Below are 16,615 nucleotides of genomic sequence, written 5' to 3' on the forward strand. Positions count from 1 at the left end.
GTTTGTGGATATGTTTGAGATAAAAAAGTCGTCTAGGGTAGCACGCCGCCAGTCGGGTTTTACCCTTCTCGAAATCATGGTTGTTATCGTTATTATGGGTTTGCTAGTGGCTGTGGTTGCCCCCAATGTCTTACAAAATCAAGATCGCGCCATGGTCGAAAAAGCCCGTGCCGATATCTCGGTACTTGAGCAAGCACTGGATATGTACAAGCTTGATAACCATGTTTACCCCACTACCAACCAGGGTTTGCAGGCGCTGATTACTCGGCCAGAGACGGGCAATCAGCCCAAAAATTATCGCAGTAACGGGTATATTAAGCGCCTACCTGAAGACCCATGGGGAACACCGTATGTGTATATCCAGCCGGGTGAACATGGACCTTTCGATTTGTACTCTACCGGTTCTGATGGGGAAGAAGGTGGAGAAGGGCTTGCACGTGATATCGTCAACTGGCAGGAATGAGTCCGGCTTTTCACTGCTAGAATTAATGGTCGTTGTTTTTATTATCGGCCTGCTCAGTGGTGTCGCAGCATTAACGCTGCCGTCTAAAGACGGCGGCGCCTTACTGCAAGAGCAGCGCTTTAAACTGATTGGCAGTTTGCGCAGTGCGCGTGCCGAAGCCGTTTTTAGTGGTCATAGTTTGGGCTTGCAATGGCGGAATCAGCGCGGCAATTTTTACGTATTAACTGCCGATGGCTGGCAGAAAATAGCGCAAGGTGTTTTAGCAAAAAGCATTGCACTGGACGACAATGTTCAGACCGAGCTTCTCGTTGATGGCGAGGTTTTGCATGAAAAAGCACGATTGGATAGTGAGGATACGGAACAGGAGGTGAACCCCCAGTTGTTGTTTTTGTCAGACGGCCAAGTCTCGCCTTTTGAGTGGCGTTTATCAACGGCTGGCACAGAGTCACTTAGTTTTGACGAACAGCTCACGGTTGATCGACCATGAGGCCTAATTTACAGGATCGTCAGCGTGGGTTTACCTTATTGGAAATTATGGTAGCGCTGATGATTTTTGCCACTGCTGCGGTGACGCTAACCAAAAGTCTCACCGAGAGCGCGCGCAGTATTAGCGCGATTGAAGAGCGACAGTTTGCCGATTTAGTGGCCCACAATGTTTTAATTGATATTCTTCGCGATGGCTATGGAACGAATAATAGTGGCAAAGAATCCATGGCAGGTTTTGACTTTAATTGGCAGCGCAGTGTTGAGCAAACGCCACACCCAGATATTCGTCGCGTGGACATAACGGTGACGCTGCAAAAGGCTACTGATGTGTTGGCCACGCGTTCGGCATTCCTCAATAAATGAAAACGTATAATGGCATGCGGGGGTTTACCCTAGTTGAGTTACTGATTGCGGTCGGCATTATGGCGCTAATCGGCACCGCAGGTTCACTCTTGCTGAATAGCTCGCTTAATAATCAGGCGGTTATTGAACAGCGTCAGCAGAATCTAGAGCGCCTCGCGCTGGCATTGACAATATTTCGCCACGACGTAGAGCAGCTTACTCCGCGTATTCCGAGAGATTCACAGGGCGACGTAATGCCTGCAAATATTATTGCGGCGCAGGTCGGTGAAGACAGCGAATTGGAGTTTGTACATGCTGGCCGCCGGGTTTTGCCGGGGCGAGGTTTGGGCAGCAAGTTAGAGCGGGTTCGCTATGTAAAAGAAGACGAAGCGCTAATTCGTTACAGCGCGGGGGTTGCCGATCCTGCGAGTAATACCCATTGGCAGCGTCAAGTTTTATTGACCGATGTGAGTCAGTTTGTTGTTGAATTATATGATGGCGAACGCTGGTCAACGTTTTGGCCACCAAGTACTCAAATAAATGCCAGCCAACCCAAGGCGCTGCGGATGTTGACGGCCGTTGGGGTGTGGGACGATATTCGACTGAATGTCTTGTTGCCGGAGGCGATTCAGTGAGGTCTTCTACACTCGTGCGCCAGCGCGGCGCGGCGCTGATGATGGTCCTGTTGATTGTTGCCGTAATGGTGGTGCTGGCGGTAGGGCTTGTTGATGGTGTGCGTTATAGCAGCCAGCGTCTATTAAATCAGCGAATTATGGATCAGGCGTATTGGTATTCATTGGGCGGGGAGCGTATTGAAGTCTTTGCCCTCGAGGATATTGCCGGCGAGTCTGTGGTGCATTTAGGTCAAGATTGGGCGCGCAAGGATATTGTTTTTCCCATTGACGGTGGCTCAATTGCCGGTTTAATTACCGATGAGCAGGCCTGTTTTAATATCAATTCGCTGTATAAACCAGAATCGGCGACAGGAGGCAGCGTGGAGTTAACGACTGCCGAGCAGGTGTTTAGTGGTTTGTTAAGCAATCTCGAGTTTTCTCCGCAGCGGGCTGAATTTATTATGGGACGCGCCCAAGATTGGATTGACGAGGACTTTTCTCCAGAAGGTATCTACGGCGCTGAAGACTTGCTTTACACCGCCAAAGATTATCCCTATCTGCCGCCAAATAGTTTGATAGACTCGGTCAGTGAGCTCGGCCTTTTTGCCGAGTTTGAAGAGGGTGAGCAGTCGCGACTGGCGCCATACCTCTGCGCTTTGCCCGAGGTCAATACAGTATTAAATATCAATACCCTTAGCCCGGCTCAGGCCCCATTGCTTGCTGCGGCGATTGGTAATGTACTCGGCGTTGCTGAAGTACTTGCGATTTTAGAGCGGCGTCCGGAAAATGGTTGGCCCGATGTGGCCAGCTTTATTGCTGAATTGGGGCTTTCCGCAGAAGAGCCATTGCCAACTGTTTATATTCAGGGTTTGGGTGTCAGCTCGCACTATTTTAAAGGGCTGAGCGATGTTTTTTACGAACAGCGTCAGCTGCATTTATATAGTCGAATCGTGTTACGAAATGGCAAGGCAGTTGTCTATGCCCGTGAGTATGGAGAAGTTTTTTGAGCGCGCTGTTGTTACTAGATCTACCCCTTGATGCAGAGGCCCCTGTGCCCTGGCTGCATTGGGACAATGAGCATCACAAGGTGATTGCCGAAGGGGTGTTGGCTAATGGCCGTGAACTCGGCACGTTGGCAGAATCTTGCGCTGCGGTACCGTGCTACGCACTTTTACCGGGCGCGGCGGTCAGCGCCCATCGCGTGGTATTACCCAAGGGTGGTCGGGTTGGTATGGCGGCATTGCCCTATCAGCTTGAAGATAAACTCTGCACTGATTTAGACACAGTTCATCTTGCGGTCGGTGTATTGCAGGCAAAGCAGCCTACGGATGTGCTGGTGGCCGATCACGGTGTGGTAAAAGCCAGTTTAGACCTTTTGCGGCAAAGCGGTTTGCGCATTAAAGCACTGCTACCTGACTACGCAGTGTTACCCCCCAATACGGTTGTTATCGATAATACTCAGGTGGCGGCGAATATTCATGCTCAGCCTATGGGCATGAGCAGCGAAAACTTTGCGGTGTGGCAGCAAATTGTCGGGCCTGAAATCAGCGCGACGCCCGTGCAGGTGTATTGCATTGGCGACTGCGAGGAAAGCCGATTTGGTGAGGGTGAGCATGTTATAGAACAATGTGAAAATAGGCTGCGTGCCTTCGCAATCGGTTTTCAAGCTTGGCCACTGTCCTTGCTAAGTGGCCCGTATTTACTAAAAGACGAAAGCGGTGAGGCGATTGCTCGTTTGCGGTGGCCACTTATCTTGCTGGTGGCCCTTTTGGGTTTGCATTGGATGAGTTTAGGCCTGCAGACGTATCGGGATAATCGTGAGGCGGACGCCCTCGATGAGGCAATGGTCGCGGTATATCAGCAGACCTTTCCGGGGAGTCGCGTGGTTAACGCCCGCAGTCAGATGCGCAGCCAGCTCAATGCGCTTGAAAAGACGGGCGGTAAAGACTTAATGATGCCTTGGCTCGAAAAAGTCGCGGCGACGACTAAGACCAAGCCGGGTATTACGCTTGCACAGCTAAATTATGAGAACGACCCTGCGGTGATGAAATTAATCCTGAGCGCGGCCTCCTATGAAGTGATAGATCAATGGCTGGCGACGCTGAAGGCGCAGGGCGTTAATGTGGAGCGGGGCGCTTTCGGCCAGCAAGATGGCGGCATAGCGGGACAGATAAGCATACGGGGTGACGCGCAATGAAATGGTTAAACCAACTGCTTGAGGGCCGCAGCGAGCAAGAGCGCTTTACGCTAATCGCTGGGGCCGCGGTGGCGGTGCCCTTAATGATATGGCTGCTGTTGTGGCAGCCATTGTTAGCGGCCCGCGATAATGCCCAAACTCGCGTAGAACAGCGTCGTAGTTCCTATCTTTGGATGCAGCAAGCGGCAAAGCAATTGCAAGCCGCACATGGCAATGTGCCGGCGAGTGCGCTATCGGGCTCGCTGCAGCAGCAAATAACCCGCGCGGCAGCGGCGCTGGGCGTCAATGTTAACCGCATTGAGCCACAGTCGGCTGGGCGCTACAGTCTATGGGTGGCCAGCACCGATTACACTAGCGCAGTGCAGCTAATTGAAGCCCTATCTACTGCGGGTATGACATTGTATTCGGTCAATATGAGTTTATTGGATGTGCCTGGCAGTGTGTCTTTGCGGGCATCAGTTGGGGGCGAGGGATGAGGCGTTCCCTGTGGGTTGTTTGCGGTACGGTCTTCTTTTTAGTGTGTTTGTTGATGACGAGCCCAGCGTGGTTGGTGACGGATATTTTAGCCAAACAAGTGCCTGAGCTGAAACTTGGAACGGTCACTGGCCGTGCGTGGCGGGGGCAGATTGATCATGTCCAATTCGGTGATGTTCATGCCAGTCAATTGCAGTGGCGCTTTAGTCCGGTGGGGCTGTTTCGTGGTGTGCCATTGGCGATTAGTATTGCTAGCCCGGTGAAGGCGACTGCGCTACTGGGTTTGGCTGCAGGAGATACCCTAAAGCTGCGCGATGTTGAGGCGCACGGCAAAATTGCTGAATTGATGGGCATTGCCCAGCTGCCGAGTATGGGTTTTGATGGTGGCGTCGATTTGGTGTTGGCGTCGGCTAGACTGAGCAGCACAGGCTGCAGTTCGATCGAGGGGACGCTTACCTTGGCCTCATTGCTTGGTGATATCGACGGTATCAGCACTATCGCGCCAGTGTCTGCTGAGCTGAGCTGTGTAAATGGCTTGCTAACAGTACTGGTGGATGAGAATAATCCGAACCGTGTGCGTGGCCAGGTGCAGTTGATGAATAGTGGTCGGGCGAGCGGTAATCTTACGCTGTCGCCAGCGCCTGGTAGTGAGTTGTTTAAAAGTTTAACCCTGTTTTTGGGTGCGCCACGCAATAATGCCGACTTTGTGTTGCGCTTCTAAATTCCGATTAGGCTTTAAATATTAGCCCCTGCGCCGTTAGCGCAGGGGCTGTACTGGCTAATAGCCGCAGAGGCTGGCGTAGCGGTCGCGATGGAAGCTGCTGTTACCAAAGATTTGATTCGCTACTCTGGAGCGCTTTAGGAATAAACCGATATCCAGCTCGTCGGTAACACCGATGCCACCATGCATTTGCACAGCTTCATTTGTCACTAATTCAAACACATCGTTCAAGCGTGCCTTGGCTAAACTGGCTAGTTGTGCGAGGTCAGTTCTATTGTCGTCAATAGCCGACAAACCATCTAACACGACAGATTTTGCTAATTCCAGCTCGGTGAACATAATCGCGGCGCGATGTTGCAGGGCTTGGAACGTACCAATTTTAACGCCAAATTGATCTCGCTCTTTGAGATAGCTAACTGTGCGCTCAAAACATTCTAGCGCGCCGCCGAGCATTTCTGCCGCGAGGCAAATACGACCGCGATCTAAAACATTATTGAGTAGTGACCAGCCTTGGTCTGCATCGCCAAGTAGCGCTTCACTCGAGACATGAACATCTTCAAATTGGATGCTCGCTGCATTGCGGCTGTCGAGCATATAGTGGCGTTTACGCTCAATGCCAGCGGTGTTTGCATCGACAATGAACAAGCTTAGGCCATCTCGACCGCGGCTTTGAGACTGACTACGGGCAACAACAATGAGCTGGTCGGCGCTGTGGCCATCCAGAACAAAGGTCTTGCTGCCATTCAGCTTATAGCCGTTGTCAGTTGCTGTTGCGGTACAGTTAATTTCGTCAGGGCTGTGGTGAGCGCTCTCGTCAATAGCGAGGGCAAACCGCAAATTGCCACTCGCAATTTGCGGCAATAGTGTTGCCTTTTGTGTTTCGTTACCGCCAATAATAATGGCAGACGCACCAAGCACGACACTGGCGAAAAGGGGCGACGCAGCCAGCGTGCGGCCACTCTCTTCAAATACGGCACCTAAGCCTAAAAAACTGAAATCTAAGCCGTCATAGGCTTCGGGTATGATCATACTTGCCCAGCCCAGTTCCGACATTTTCTGCCAGTGCTCTGGTTTATAGCCGAGCGCATCTTTGCTGTCGCGAAGTTGTCGCAGCGCCTCAACGGGCACGGTTTTATTTAAAAAGTCTTTGGCGGTGTCTTTCAGCAAGCGCTGCTCTTCATTGAGTACGAGTGGCATTGCGGGTCTCCTTAGCGTTTGCGACAAGCGTATTTACCGTGAATTGGTTGCGGGCATTCATACCGGAAGTCCCAATACGCGCTTGGCGATAATATTCAATTGCACTTCTGAGGTGCCACCGGCAATCGAGAGGGCTTTTGAAAATAGCCAGCCTCGGTTGCTTAGCAACTCGTCGTCACTAAACTCTGGGTCGTCCCAGCCGAGGGCGCGATTGCCCAGAATTGCCATTAAGACCTCTTCCTTGCGCTTGGTTTCTTCTGTGCCTACATACTTCATAATTAAGGGAATGCTGTTATCGGTATTGCCGTGCATACGTTCTTCAAAACTGCGGAAATGAGTGAGCCCAAGTGCCCGAAAGCGCATCTCATGGGCGACCAATTGCTCGCGCAGGCCACGATCTTTAAGCTTTCCTTCTGCATCTAAGCCAACGTACTTTAAGGCCGCTTGTGCTGGCGAAAAGCTTGGCCCTGGGGTATCGCCGCCAATCTCGGCCATAAGCTTGCGCTCGTGTTTGAGCAGAGACTTGGCGACCGACCAGCCCTTATTTAACTCGCCGATAAGATTACTTTTAGGGACTTTGACATCGTCAAAAAAGGTTTGGCAAAACTCAGAATCGCCGCTAATCAATGGAATGGGCTTCACCGTGATGCCGGGCTGATCCATGTCGATCAATAAAAAGCTGATACCTTCCTGCTTTTTGGCATCCGGGTCGGTACGCACTAGGCAAAATATCCAGTCAGCTTTATCGGCGTTGGTTGTCCAAATTTTACTGCCGTTTACTAAAAAGTGGTCACCACAGTCTTCGGCGCGGGTTTGCAGACTCGCAAGATCAGAACCGGCACCGGGCTCGGAGTAACCTTGGCACCAGCGCACCTCACCACGGGCGATTTTGGGTATATGTTGGCGACGTTGATCCTCGCTGCCATATTCCAATACGGCGGGGCCGAGCATCCATATACCAAGATCATACAGTGGTGTACGGCAGCCAAGGGCCTTCATTTCTTCCTTCAGTATTTTCGCCTCGCGCTCATTTAAGCCGCCGCCGCCTAATTCGCACGGCCATTCCGGCACGGTCCACCCTTTGTCGCGCATCCGCTCAAACCATAATTTGGCGTCGGCACTCGGAAAACTCATATTGCGGCCGCCCCAAACCTGCTCTTCTCTGGTAATGGGCTGGCGCTGGGATACTGGGCAGTTGTCCTGCAGCCAGGCTTTGACGCTGGCGCGGAAGTCGTCGAGATCGCTCATGGTGATGGTCTCAAATGTATTAATGACAAAAATTATTACGGTTGCGGCCAGCTTAGTCGACAAGGAAATTAAGACAAGAACGAAACACGTCATCTCATTGGCAAATGGGGTCACTGGTCGCCGCAGTGTTGCTGGCGAGTTTGGTCTACTGCAATTGGGGCATATCGGCCGTTAAGTGATATCGATAAAATTTCTAGATACATTTTAAGAATAACAATAGGAGACAGTATGAAGCGATTTACCGATAGAGTGATCTTAGTTACTGGTGCCGGCTCTGGTATCGGTCGAGCTTGTGCACTCAGGCTTGCTGCAGAAGGCGGTAAACTCTACTGCACCGATATCCAACAAGGCGATGTGGCGAGTTTAGTTCAAGAGATCAATGCCGCGGGCGGCACGGCGATAGCGGAGTGTTTTGATGTGAGTGCGCCGGGCGCCGCGGAGGCCACCGTGGCTGCTTGTGTGGCTCATTACGGTAAGCTTGATGTCGTCGTTAATATGGCAGGTATTTTGCGTTTTTCAAATTGCCATGAGACCAGCTTTGACATGTGGTCGCAGATTATTGCAGTAAATTTAACCGGCACGTTTATGCTGTGTAAGGCCGCCTTACCTGAATTGCTTAAAACCCAGGGCAATATTGTCAATGCGGCGTCTACGGCATCATTGCAGGGTTTACCATGGGGCGCAGCCTATGGCGCAAGCAAGGGCGGGGTACTCGCCCTGACTCGGAGTATTGCAGTTGAATACGCCAAACGCGGGGTGCGTGCCAATTGTGTTTGCCCAGGTGATATTAATACCAATATGGTACAGGGCTTAAGTTTTCCGGAAGACGCCGATTTTGACTTGCTTAGCCGCATCACCTCCCTGAGTGGCGCCAAAGGGCCTGAGACCGTAGCCGGTGTTGTTGCCATGCTGGCGTCCGAAGATGGCTGTCATATCACGGGAGAGCATATTCGCGTTGACGGTGGAATTTTGGCCTAGGCCCCAATTACGCGTAAAAATCCCGCCGATTTATGGCCGCAGACCACCGACTCTGCCATCATTGCCCTTAGCAATTCACAAGAGTAATGAAAAATGACGGAAACTTATGTGCTGGCGATTGATCAGGGTACTACCAGTTCACGGGCAATCGTCTTTAATAGTCGGGGTGAGGTCTGTGGGCTTGGCCAAGAGGAGTTTAGTCAGCACTATCCTGAGGACGCGTGGGTAGAGCACGACCCAGAGGAAATTTGGCAAACGACCTTAAATAGTTGCCGTAAGGCGATAGCGGATGCTGGCCTAAAGGCGTCGGCGATTGCTGGCATTGGAATCACCAATCAACGTGAAACCACGGTGATCTGGGATCGGAAAACGGGGAAAGCGATTTATCCAGCGATTGTTTGGCAGGACCGACGCACGGCTAAGCAGTGTGCTGAGTTGAAGTCGCAGGGCGTTGAAGACTTGGTGTCGCAACGTACCGGCTTGCTGTTAGATCCGTATTTCTCTGGGACTAAAGTGGCGTGGCTGCTGGATAATGTCGAGGGTGCCCGGAAGCGTGCAGAGGCAGGGGAGCTGGCGTTTGGCACGATCGATAGTTTTTTATTGTGGCGCCTAAGCGACGGCGAGCAGCATGCCACCGATGCGACAAATGCATCTCGTACCTTATTGTTTAATATTCATAAGCAGCAATGGGATGCCGAACTACTGGAATTGTTTAATATTCCTCAGACTCTATTGCCCGAAGTGAAAGACAGCTGCGATGATTATGGCCGATGCACGTCAGACTTGTTTGGCTCAGCGATACCGATTTGCGCATTAATTGGCGACCAACAGGCGGCCACGGTTGGTCAGGCGTGCTTTAAACCCGGCATGGTAAAGAGCACCTACGGGACAGGGTGTTTTGTGGTGCTAAATACCGGAACCAAGGCTTTAAGCTCTAAACATCGCCTGCTGACGACGGTGGCTTACCGCATTAAGGGTGAGGTCACCTATGCCTTAGAAGGAAGTATTTTTGTCGCTGGTGCCGCTGTGCAATGGCTACGTGATGGCTTACACCTCATTGGTTCAGCCTCAGAGACCCAACCCTTGGCAGAAAGCGTGGCAAGTTCGAACGGCGTTTATATGGTGCCAGCTTTTACCGGGCTGGGTGCGCCATATTGGGACCCCGACGCCCGCGGCGCAATTTTGGGGCTGACCCGAGATACCGGCATCGCACACATTGCGCGGGCGGCCTTGGAGTCGGTCTGCTACCAAACCCGCGATTTATTAGAGGCCATGCGCGGTGATGGCGCTGACTTTGCGACGCTGCGGGTGGATGGCGGAATGGTCGCTAACGATTGGGTGGTGCAGCGTCTTGCCGATATGCTTGATTGTCGCTGCGAGCGTCCACTCGTCAGCGAGACGACAGCACTCGGCGCCGCGTATTTAGCGGGTTTGCAATTAGGCGTATACGCGTCGCTCGAGGAAATTGCCGCGCTCTGGCAGTGTGAAGGGGGCTTTGATCCGGCAATGAATGAAGTTGATCGCGCTCGACGCTACACCGGCTGGAAAAGCGCGGTAGCGCGGGTTAGAACGCAATAGCAACGCAATCTTTAACTGGCGCTCGGAGCCGTAATGCGAGCGCCAGTTAAAAGTCGTGAATTCGCAATGAAAGATCCAGCGCGCTGATGGGCATCGGTCGGCAAACATAATAACCTTGCACGTACTCTACGCCCATATCTCGCACAATTTCCAGAGCTTCGCGGTTTTCTACACCTTCGACAATTACTTTTTTGCCGAGATTGTGGCTCATTTCCACCATTGATTTTACCAGTACTTGGTCGCTCTCGCGCTCGTGAATAAAGCGAATAAAGGACTGGTCTATTTTAATGTAATCTACTGGTAGTTCGCGCACATATTCAAAGGACGTAAAGCCAATGCCAAAGTCGTCAAACGCGACTTTAGCGCCCACCGCTTTAAAATTATTAAGCAGTTTTCTTGCGGCAGTTAAGTTCTCTAAGGCGTCGGTCTCGACAACCTCAAAGATGAGACGGTCGGGATTGGCGCCAGTCCGTTTTAAAATTTCGCTTAGGCGTTCTTCAAAATCAGCCTGTTCAAGGGTTGGCGCGGTAATATTGATACTAAGGCCGGTATTGATGCCAGAATCTTCCCACATGCGCTGCTGGCGCATGGCCTTTTCCATTACGGAGAAGTCTAGTCGTGGCATTAAGCCAGATTCAGCGGCGATGCCGAGGAAGTGGGCGGGGGAAATAAATTGGCCTTCGTCGTCGAGCATGCGCACTAAACATTCGCAGTGGCTAATGCTGTTTAGGCTTAAGTCTAAAATTGGCTGATAAAATAGCACAAGCCGGTTGCCGCTTAGCGCTGATTGTAATTGCTCTTTCATTCGATACTTTTCGTGCCGAGATACTCGGCTGGTGTCGTCGGATTCTGCCGCGTAATACAGACTTCCCCGCGCCTTGCTTTTGACTTTTATCATTGTTGATGTGGTGTTGGAGATCAGTTCGTCGATACCACTTAAACTGTCGTCGTAACTGTCAACGACAATGGAAATACAAATCTCTTCGCTGACATTATTCTTGCTGAACGCGTAGCGAGTTAGTTTTTCAAGGCCGAGGTCTTTTACACTTTGATTTGAATCCTTTGGGTGATGAACGATTGCACAAAATTCGCCAGAACCGGTTCTTGCTAGGGGGCTGTTTTCTGGCAAAGCATCAAGTAAATGTGCGGCCAGGTCATTTAATAAGCGATCTCCGGCGTCGAAACCAAAGCGATCATTGAAAATTGCAAAGTCATCAATATCGAACATGACCAATTCGATAAGGTCATTGTCGCGATGCTTGGCGATATACTCATTGGCGTTTTCGGTAAAGCTACTGCGATTGAGAAGGCCAGTAATACGGTCGTGCTGGCCCAACCAATGGAGACTTTCGGCCGCTTCCTTACGCTCGGTGATGTCGATGCCCATCGACAAGATGTGCGCTTCGTCATTTACATGCAGGCAAGTATGTGTCCACAGAAAATACAGTTTACGACCATCGTCGGTAAAAAAAGGCATTTGGCCTTGCGATTTTTTGCCGGTGGTGTCGGTAATACTTTGTAATGAAGCCGAAAGCGATTTGCTCTGATTTTCGTTTCTTACCCACGTATTTATATTGGCATTTTGTGGCGCCTTTATGTTGAGCCCGGTTAGCTCCCTACCCATTTTGTTTATATTTCGAATAGTGCCGATACTGTCGTGGATAATGACTGTTAACGGCGAGGCATCAAGTATTAGCTCATTGAATACTTTTGCTTCAGTAAGGGCTTCAATTTTTGATTTAAGTTCATTGCGGTGTTGGTCGACACTGGCATTCATGCGCTCCAATGAGTCGATAACCTCGCCGACGGTGTGATGAAGAATATCAATTTCATCAGAATATTTTTTCTGAGAAATTTGTTCTTGTAAAAGCGTTTGGGCCTTTTGGAAATGACCGTCAGGTAGCATTGGCAGGATTTTAGCTAGTTTCATCAAACGATCAAGCGAGGGCTTTAAAATGAGACTAATCAAAATAATAATAAGCCCGAGGGTGATGAGGGTAGAAAATAATATGTCTTTTACCGCTTGTGAGAGTAGCTCCTCGACTTGGGATTGATCTTCGATCACTGCCGCATAAGAGGTGATGTCGCTGTTATGACTTATTGGGAAGAATCGGGCACTAAAATAGCCATTTGGTGTTGTGTCAAAGAAATTCTGCGGAGCGCGGGTGTTAAAGTCGATGAACTTAAAAATATCGCTCAAATTCCGGCTCGTTGTTTTTGCATGGCTTGCTGCAATGATGCGCTCAGCTGTTAATATGCCGTCTTCCTGATTGATGGCTAATAGAGCGATATCGGCGCCGGTGATTTCGTAGAAATCTTGGATAAGTAATGTCGCCGAACGGTTTATATTAATAATAAGCTCGCGGCCGTCGTCCGCAATTATTGGAATATAGACGCTCTGAAAACATTGCAATATGCAGTTTAGGGTGGCAATAGGGCGTTGGCTGTCATTAAGCAAGCTGACAGCCTTAGATACTTGGGCTTTAGTCGCCTGAATACTTGCGCCATCTTGAACTGAGCGGCCTAATACGGTGCCATCTTTGCTTAGATAGTATATGGATTCAATGCCAGACAGCAAAGACGGGGGCTGAATTGAGTCGCTGCTGAATTCATCTTGGCTGGGTATGCTTTGTTGGTCAGCGAGGCGAAAGAGCTCTTCGCTCGATCTATCTTTAAGGGCGAGAAAAGTACTCTCTAACTGGTTTAAGTTTGCGGCTACTTGCTTATGTTGTAACTGCACGGTTTGGATGTAGCTCAAGTAGCCCCGACCGCCCATGACAAGTGCAACGGCCAGAAATAGCACAACACTGAGCTTGCGCTGAAGGCCAAGGTTAACGGTGTTGACTTGTTGGCTGCTGGTCTTGATCAGATCCATGTGTTTTCGCGTTTTCAGAATCGGTACCCTAGCATAATCCCAAAGATTTCAGTGCGCTCATTAAGGGGCATATTCTCTTCGTTATCAATGGCTGGTATACCGCTGGTTCCCCGCAAACCGTAAACGTTTACGTCGACAATCCAGTTTGGGGTGGGAGTCCAGCGGGCGCCAACAACCAAATTGTGGCTATCAGTTTCGTTGCGACGATCCCGGTCTAGCACGCTTAATTCGTAGCGTCCGGTTAGAGTGATGGTCGGTCGCAGGCGATATTGTGCTTGTAAGTAGGCTGCTTCAATTTCCTGGATTTGGGAACCTTGCGAACTGTGAAAGTTGGTGGTGATTAAGCTGTATTCCGTGGTGAAGCTCCATGTGGCGAGGTTTTTCTGCGCTGAAAGTACGTAGCCGCTGGCGTCGAGGTTGAGTTCAGCAAAACTGCCTAAGTTAGAATGTAGATCAATTTGCGCATCGAGTATCGACAGTGCGAATTTAGTGTCGCCACCGTTTCTGGAATGCAGTATTTGGCCAAAAATGGGCGTTCTGAGTTCGCCTTTGTGAATGAAGGCGGCTGCACGAGGACCAAAAAGGATGTTGATAGTGTCGGCGGAAAGACTGCTGTTGCGACCCATGGTTAAATTAAAAGAGGTGGAATTCTCGTCGGCGTCCCAGTAGCTATAAAGCTGGGCACCGTCACTGGCAAAGAGCAATTCTCTTAAGCCGTTGCCTTCAAAATAAACGGCTTGTGGCATTAATATGGTAGGGCGGGTAAACAAGACGTCACGGGTGTCGTTATAAAAGCCGTAGGCGTTACGCACCCGGCCGATTCTAAAGCCTAAACCGGAATTATCTGATTCCACTGCTTTAATGTCGGCAAAGAGAAAATCTATTTTAACGCTGCCATTATCTGCGCTACCAGCGTCGCGGCTAAGTATTTGGCCTGCAAAATTTAAGTTTGGTGTGGCGCGCCAAGTTCCGTTAATAGCCGCCTCGCTATAGTCAAAACTACCGCGCTGGCTGTCGCCATAAAAGTTATTGCCATCACTCAAAAGATAAGCTTGGGAATAAAAGCCGTGAAATTGCAAATCATTGTTGATGTTCGCCTGAGTCGGGCAGGTGACGCTCAGAGACACGACACCGAGTGTTAAGCATTGTATGAGATTTTTAAAAAAAGAAGGCATTGTTTAGTACTCGCTGCTGGTTCGAAGAACGAACAGTTCGGATGAAGATCGGCTTAATTCTGCGGTGCTGCTCAGGGTGTCGCTTGGAGCGTAACCAATGGCGCCAGGCGTAGCATTAATAATTGCCTGCAACTCCTGCTCATTGCTCACGATAGTTGGCGGAATACCGGTTCCGCTGAATATTAGCCTGTCCCACTGTTCGCGCAGCACGTAGGGGTAAACTTTGAGAACTGATTTGCAAAACTGTTGGTGCAGGGGGTTTTGGTCAGGTAGAACAAACACCTTTATGGGCGTTTTGTCGTCCCAGCTTCTTTTGCGGATAGTGAAAATTGCCCGCAGATTACTTAAGTTAAGCTCGCCTGTCTGTACTTCGCTATTTGTGAGGACCACGACACCGGCCTCGTTCATGGCGGTGCGAATGACTTCAGCGTGAGTGCTACTGCACAATAGTAACGATGCTAAACACAAGCTTGGAATCATTTTCTGCCAGTATTTGCGCGCATTGGCAGTGCGTGTTTTTGAGCTTTTCACAACATAATCCTGTGGTGCCATCAATTCAATCATAATTTTATGAATACCACGTTTTACAGTTACATGAGCTTTTTCAGGGGTGAACCGAATCGGTTTGAGCAAATAAGGTGCTGAATGCCTTAATTCTTTTTGCATTTACGCCTAGGTCCCCTTTGCCTGTGCGCGATGCTGAGCGCAGGTCTATTATGCTGCCGTCATCGCTGGCCTGTATGCGAATGGCAATATCGTCGACAAAGCCAAACCAAAAGCTGCGATCTTCGGCCTCCAAATGCCCGTCATTCTGATAATAGACCAGCCATCCCATTTCGCTAGCAATTTTGTATGCTCGTTTTTGAGCTGCGGGAACTGAAAGGGAACTAATGAGGCTGTTTAGCTCAGGGTAGGCTTGCTGCTGCAGTGAAATATTCGCCGTTTGGTATTTTAGGCTATTGTCGCTTGGCTTGCGCAGGCTGGGTGCCTTGATGAATTCCGGTGGGTTGCTGAGGTCAGTGCTAATGTCGTGAATCAATGGTGCGCCTGCGCCCTGAAATAGGCTGAGGCTAAAAAAAATGGCGGCGGGCAGGGCTATTAGGGCGGCGTTGCTGAGTTTACGTCGCGCTTCGGCGTGCTTTGCGCGCCGGGTAAACAGTGCCGATGCGCAAATGCTAATGAAGCTGAATAGGCCTGCAAGGCTAAACATCGATAGGCCGATTTGGTAGTCAAACGCCTGAAGGCGGACGCCAGCTGTGCCAATAAGGAGTAATAGTAGCGAGCAAATGGCAAGGGTTTGGGTCAATCTGGCAATAGTCATACTGCGACCTATGTTATTTTTCATAATCTTACCAAAGGGTAATAGCCATGTACTGTTTTTTTAGGCCTTGCCGTGATTTACTTGGTTATCGGTCTGTAACCTGTGGATTCAGACTAACACGAAGTATAAAAATGAGGAATAAGGAATGGGACGTGTAAACGGCAAGGTATGCATAGTAACGGGTGCGGCAAGTGGCATGGGCAAGGCTGACGCGATTATGCTCGCCGCCGAGGGTGCAAAAGTGGTGCTGACAGACCTTAACGAGGCCGACGGCCAGGCTGTTGCCGCGCAAATTGGAGAGTCTGCCATTTTTGTGAAACACAATGTGACGAGCGAAGAAGATTGGCAGCGGGTAGTGAGCACGGCTGTGGCGCATTTTGGCCGCTTGGATGTGCTGGTGAATAACGCTGGTATGATGACCTTGGGTAATGTTGTTGATTGTAGTCTTGAGGACTACCGGCGTGTTAATGCGGTCAACAGCGAGGGTGTTTTTCTAGGCTGTAAGACGGCAATACCGGCAATGGAAGCGTCGGGTAATGGTGGTTCCATCATTAATATGTCCTCGGTGGCGGCGATTCATGGCATGTCTTTTGTGGCGGCGTACAGCGCGAGCAAAGGAGCGGTAATGGCGTTGACCAAGTCGGTAGCGCTGTATTGCCGTGAAAAGCGCAATGGCATCCGCTGTAATTCTATTCACCCCGATGGCGTTAAAACGCCCATGGTATTTAAAGTTGCAACCGGTCAAGATTCCGCCACCAGAGAAGAGATTGAATCCCTTTCTACCGTTGAACACCCAATGTGCGAGCCGGAAGATATTGCTGCGCTGGTGCTTTATTTGGCATCGGATGAGTCGAAGTTTGTGAATGCAGCGGAAATGTTGATTGATAATGCTTCCACTGCGACACCGCCAATTGGCATGTAAGTCGGGATGCGGTATTTATGATTA

Annotated in this window: 18 protein-coding genes; 12 read left to right on the plus strand and 6 right to left on the minus strand. The window is 50.3% G+C overall.

Going from position 1 to position 16,615, the window contains the following annotated elements:
- The first annotated feature begins 10 nt into the window (after nt 1–10).
- The 8 genes from gspG to gspN are packed head-to-tail and all read left to right on the plus strand — an operon-like array spanning nt 11 to nt 5,297.
- Entirely contained in the window at nt 11–463 is a 453-nt protein-coding gene (gene gspG / locus AZF00_RS07015; RefSeq protein WP_008247307.1) for a type II secretion system major pseudopilin GspG, read from the plus strand.
- Complete coding sequence (gene gspH, locus AZF00_RS07020; RefSeq protein WP_197465722.1) at nt 438–950, plus strand: type II secretion system minor pseudopilin GspH; 513 nt, start codon at nt 438–440, stop codon at nt 948–950. Before gspG ends, gspH begins: the two co-directional genes overlap by 26 nt.
- Nucleotides 947–1,312: a type II secretion system minor pseudopilin GspI gene (gene gspI / locus AZF00_RS07025; RefSeq protein ID WP_008247317.1), complete on the plus strand. Its 366-nt coding sequence runs from the start codon at nt 947–949 to the stop codon at nt 1,310–1,312. Before gspH ends, gspI begins: the two co-directional genes overlap by 4 nt.
- Nucleotides 1,309–1,926 (plus strand): type II secretion system minor pseudopilin GspJ, encoded by a 618-nt coding sequence (gene gspJ / locus AZF00_RS07030; RefSeq protein WP_008247319.1) that lies wholly within the window; start codon nt 1,309–1,311, stop codon nt 1,924–1,926. Before gspI ends, gspJ begins: the two co-directional genes overlap by 4 nt.
- Complete coding sequence (gspK, locus tag AZF00_RS07035) at nt 1,923–2,912, plus strand: type II secretion system minor pseudopilin GspK (protein WP_143829325.1); 990 nt, start codon at nt 1,923–1,925, stop codon at nt 2,910–2,912. Before gspJ ends, gspK begins: the two co-directional genes overlap by 4 nt.
- The gene (gspL, locus tag AZF00_RS07040; protein WP_008247323.1) at nt 2,909–4,102 is read left to right on the plus strand and encodes a type II secretion system protein GspL; all 1,194 of its coding nucleotides are present in this window, start codon (nt 2,909–2,911) and stop codon (nt 4,100–4,102) included. Before gspK ends, gspL begins: the two co-directional genes overlap by 4 nt.
- Nucleotides 4,099–4,578: a type II secretion system protein M gene (gspM, locus tag AZF00_RS07045; protein WP_008247324.1), complete on the plus strand. Its 480-nt coding sequence runs from the start codon at nt 4,099–4,101 to the stop codon at nt 4,576–4,578. The genes gspL and gspM overlap by 4 nt, the downstream gene beginning before the upstream one ends.
- Nucleotides 4,575–5,297: a type II secretion system protein N gene (gspN, locus tag AZF00_RS07050; RefSeq protein ID WP_008247326.1), complete on the plus strand. Its 723-nt coding sequence runs from the start codon at nt 4,575–4,577 to the stop codon at nt 5,295–5,297. The genes gspM and gspN overlap by 4 nt, the downstream gene beginning before the upstream one ends.
- Nucleotides 5,298–5,354: 57 nt before the next feature.
- On the opposite strand, the gene AZF00_RS07055 is transcribed toward gspN, so the two are convergent.
- A complete protein-coding gene (locus AZF00_RS07055) occupies nt 5,355–6,494 on the minus strand; it encodes an acyl-CoA dehydrogenase family protein (RefSeq protein WP_008247328.1) in 1,140 nt (379 codons plus the stop codon).
- A gap of 57 nt (nt 6,495–6,551) precedes the next feature.
- The gene (locus AZF00_RS07060; RefSeq protein WP_008247330.1) at nt 6,552–7,742 is read right to left on the minus strand and encodes an acyl-CoA dehydrogenase family protein; all 1,191 of its coding nucleotides are present in this window, start codon (nt 7,740–7,742) and stop codon (nt 6,552–6,554) included.
- Between the two features lie 22 nt (nt 7,743–7,764).
- Here AZF00_RS07060 and AZF00_RS19330 point away from each other — a divergent pair, with 22 nt between their 5' ends.
- The 3 genes from AZF00_RS19330 to glpK all read left to right on the plus strand — a co-directional run bounded on the left by AZF00_RS19330 (nt 7,765) and on the right by glpK (nt 10,298).
- Complete coding sequence (locus tag AZF00_RS19330) at nt 7,765–7,917, plus strand: hypothetical protein (protein WP_156474852.1); 153 nt, start codon at nt 7,765–7,767, stop codon at nt 7,915–7,917.
- A gap of 53 nt (nt 7,918–7,970) precedes the next feature.
- Nucleotides 7,971–8,720 carry an SDR family NAD(P)-dependent oxidoreductase gene (locus AZF00_RS07065; protein WP_008247332.1) on the plus strand — a complete coding sequence of 250 codons (750 nt, stop codon included), beginning with the start codon at nt 7,971–7,973 and terminating at the stop codon, nt 8,718–8,720.
- Between the two features lie 93 nt (nt 8,721–8,813).
- Entirely contained in the window at nt 8,814–10,298 is a 1,485-nt protein-coding gene (gene glpK, locus AZF00_RS07070; RefSeq protein WP_008247333.1) for a glycerol kinase GlpK, read from the plus strand.
- Nucleotides 10,299–10,344: 46 nt separating this feature from the next.
- Here glpK and AZF00_RS07075 read toward each other — a convergent pair whose 3' ends face one another.
- The 4 genes from AZF00_RS07075 to AZF00_RS07090 form a co-directional block, all read right to left on the minus strand.
- The gene (locus AZF00_RS07075; protein WP_008247335.1) at nt 10,345–13,173 is read right to left on the minus strand and encodes a GGDEF domain-containing phosphodiesterase; all 2,829 of its coding nucleotides are present in this window, start codon (nt 13,171–13,173) and stop codon (nt 10,345–10,347) included.
- A 14-nt stretch (nt 13,174–13,187) separates the two neighbouring features.
- A complete protein-coding gene (locus AZF00_RS07080; protein WP_008247336.1) occupies nt 13,188–14,348 on the minus strand; it encodes a hypothetical protein in 1,161 nt (386 codons plus the stop codon).
- A 3-nt stretch (nt 14,349–14,351) separates the two neighbouring features.
- Entirely contained in the window at nt 14,352–14,879 is a 528-nt protein-coding gene (locus tag AZF00_RS07085; RefSeq protein ID WP_197465723.1) for a hypothetical protein, read from the minus strand.
- Between the two features lie 73 nt (nt 14,880–14,952).
- A complete protein-coding gene (locus AZF00_RS07090; protein WP_008247339.1) occupies nt 14,953–15,693 on the minus strand; it encodes a DUF1499 domain-containing protein in 741 nt (246 codons plus the stop codon).
- Nucleotides 15,694–15,814: 121 nt separating this feature from the next.
- On the opposite strand from AZF00_RS07090, the gene AZF00_RS07095 reads away from it, so the two are divergent.
- A complete protein-coding gene (locus tag AZF00_RS07095; RefSeq protein ID WP_008247340.1) occupies nt 15,815–16,591 on the plus strand; it encodes a glucose 1-dehydrogenase in 777 nt (258 codons plus the stop codon).
- Nucleotides 16,592–16,615: the final 24 nt, after the last annotated feature.

Origin of the sequence: Zhongshania aliphaticivorans, assembly GCF_001586255.1 — a bacterium.
In the GTDB taxonomy this organism is placed as follows: Bacteria; Pseudomonadota; Gammaproteobacteria; order Pseudomonadales; family Spongiibacteraceae; genus Spongiibacter; species Spongiibacter aliphaticivorans.

Coding starts and splice junctions, on each gene's coding strand:
- gspJ (WP_008247319.1), top strand. CDS start 1,309: ATGAAAACGTATAATGGCATGCGGGGGTTTACCCTAGTTGAGTTACTG.
- AZF00_RS07055 (WP_008247328.1), bottom strand. CDS start 6,494: ATGCCACTCGTACTCAATGAAGAGCAGCGCTTGCTGAAAGACACCGCC.
- glpK (WP_008247333.1), top strand. CDS start 8,814: ATGACGGAAACTTATGTGCTGGCGATTGATCAGGGTACTACCAGTTCA.
- AZF00_RS07080 (WP_008247336.1), bottom strand. CDS start 14,348: ATGCCTTCTTTTTTTAAAAATCTCATACAATGCTTAACACTCGGTGTC.
- AZF00_RS19330 (WP_156474852.1), top strand. CDS start 7,765: ATGACAAAAATTATTACGGTTGCGGCCAGCTTAGTCGACAAGGAAATT.
- gspM (WP_008247324.1), top strand. CDS start 4,099: ATGAAATGGTTAAACCAACTGCTTGAGGGCCGCAGCGAGCAAGAGCGC.
- gspI (WP_008247317.1), top strand. CDS start 947: ATGAGGCCTAATTTACAGGATCGTCAGCGTGGGTTTACCTTATTGGAA.
- AZF00_RS07065 (WP_008247332.1), top strand. CDS start 7,971: ATGAAGCGATTTACCGATAGAGTGATCTTAGTTACTGGTGCCGGCTCT.
- AZF00_RS07090 (WP_008247339.1), bottom strand. CDS start 15,693: ATGAAAAATAACATAGGTCGCAGTATGACTATTGCCAGATTGACCCAA.
- AZF00_RS07060 (WP_008247330.1), bottom strand. CDS start 7,742: ATGAGCGATCTCGACGACTTCCGCGCCAGCGTCAAAGCCTGGCTGCAG.
- gspG (WP_008247307.1), top strand. CDS start 11: ATGTTTGAGATAAAAAAGTCGTCTAGGGTAGCACGCCGCCAGTCGGGT.
- gspN (WP_008247326.1), top strand. CDS start 4,575: ATGAGGCGTTCCCTGTGGGTTGTTTGCGGTACGGTCTTCTTTTTAGTG.
- AZF00_RS07075 (WP_008247335.1), bottom strand. CDS start 13,173: ATGGATCTGATCAAGACCAGCAGCCAACAAGTCAACACCGTTAACCTT.
- AZF00_RS07095 (WP_008247340.1), top strand. CDS start 15,815: ATGGGACGTGTAAACGGCAAGGTATGCATAGTAACGGGTGCGGCAAGT.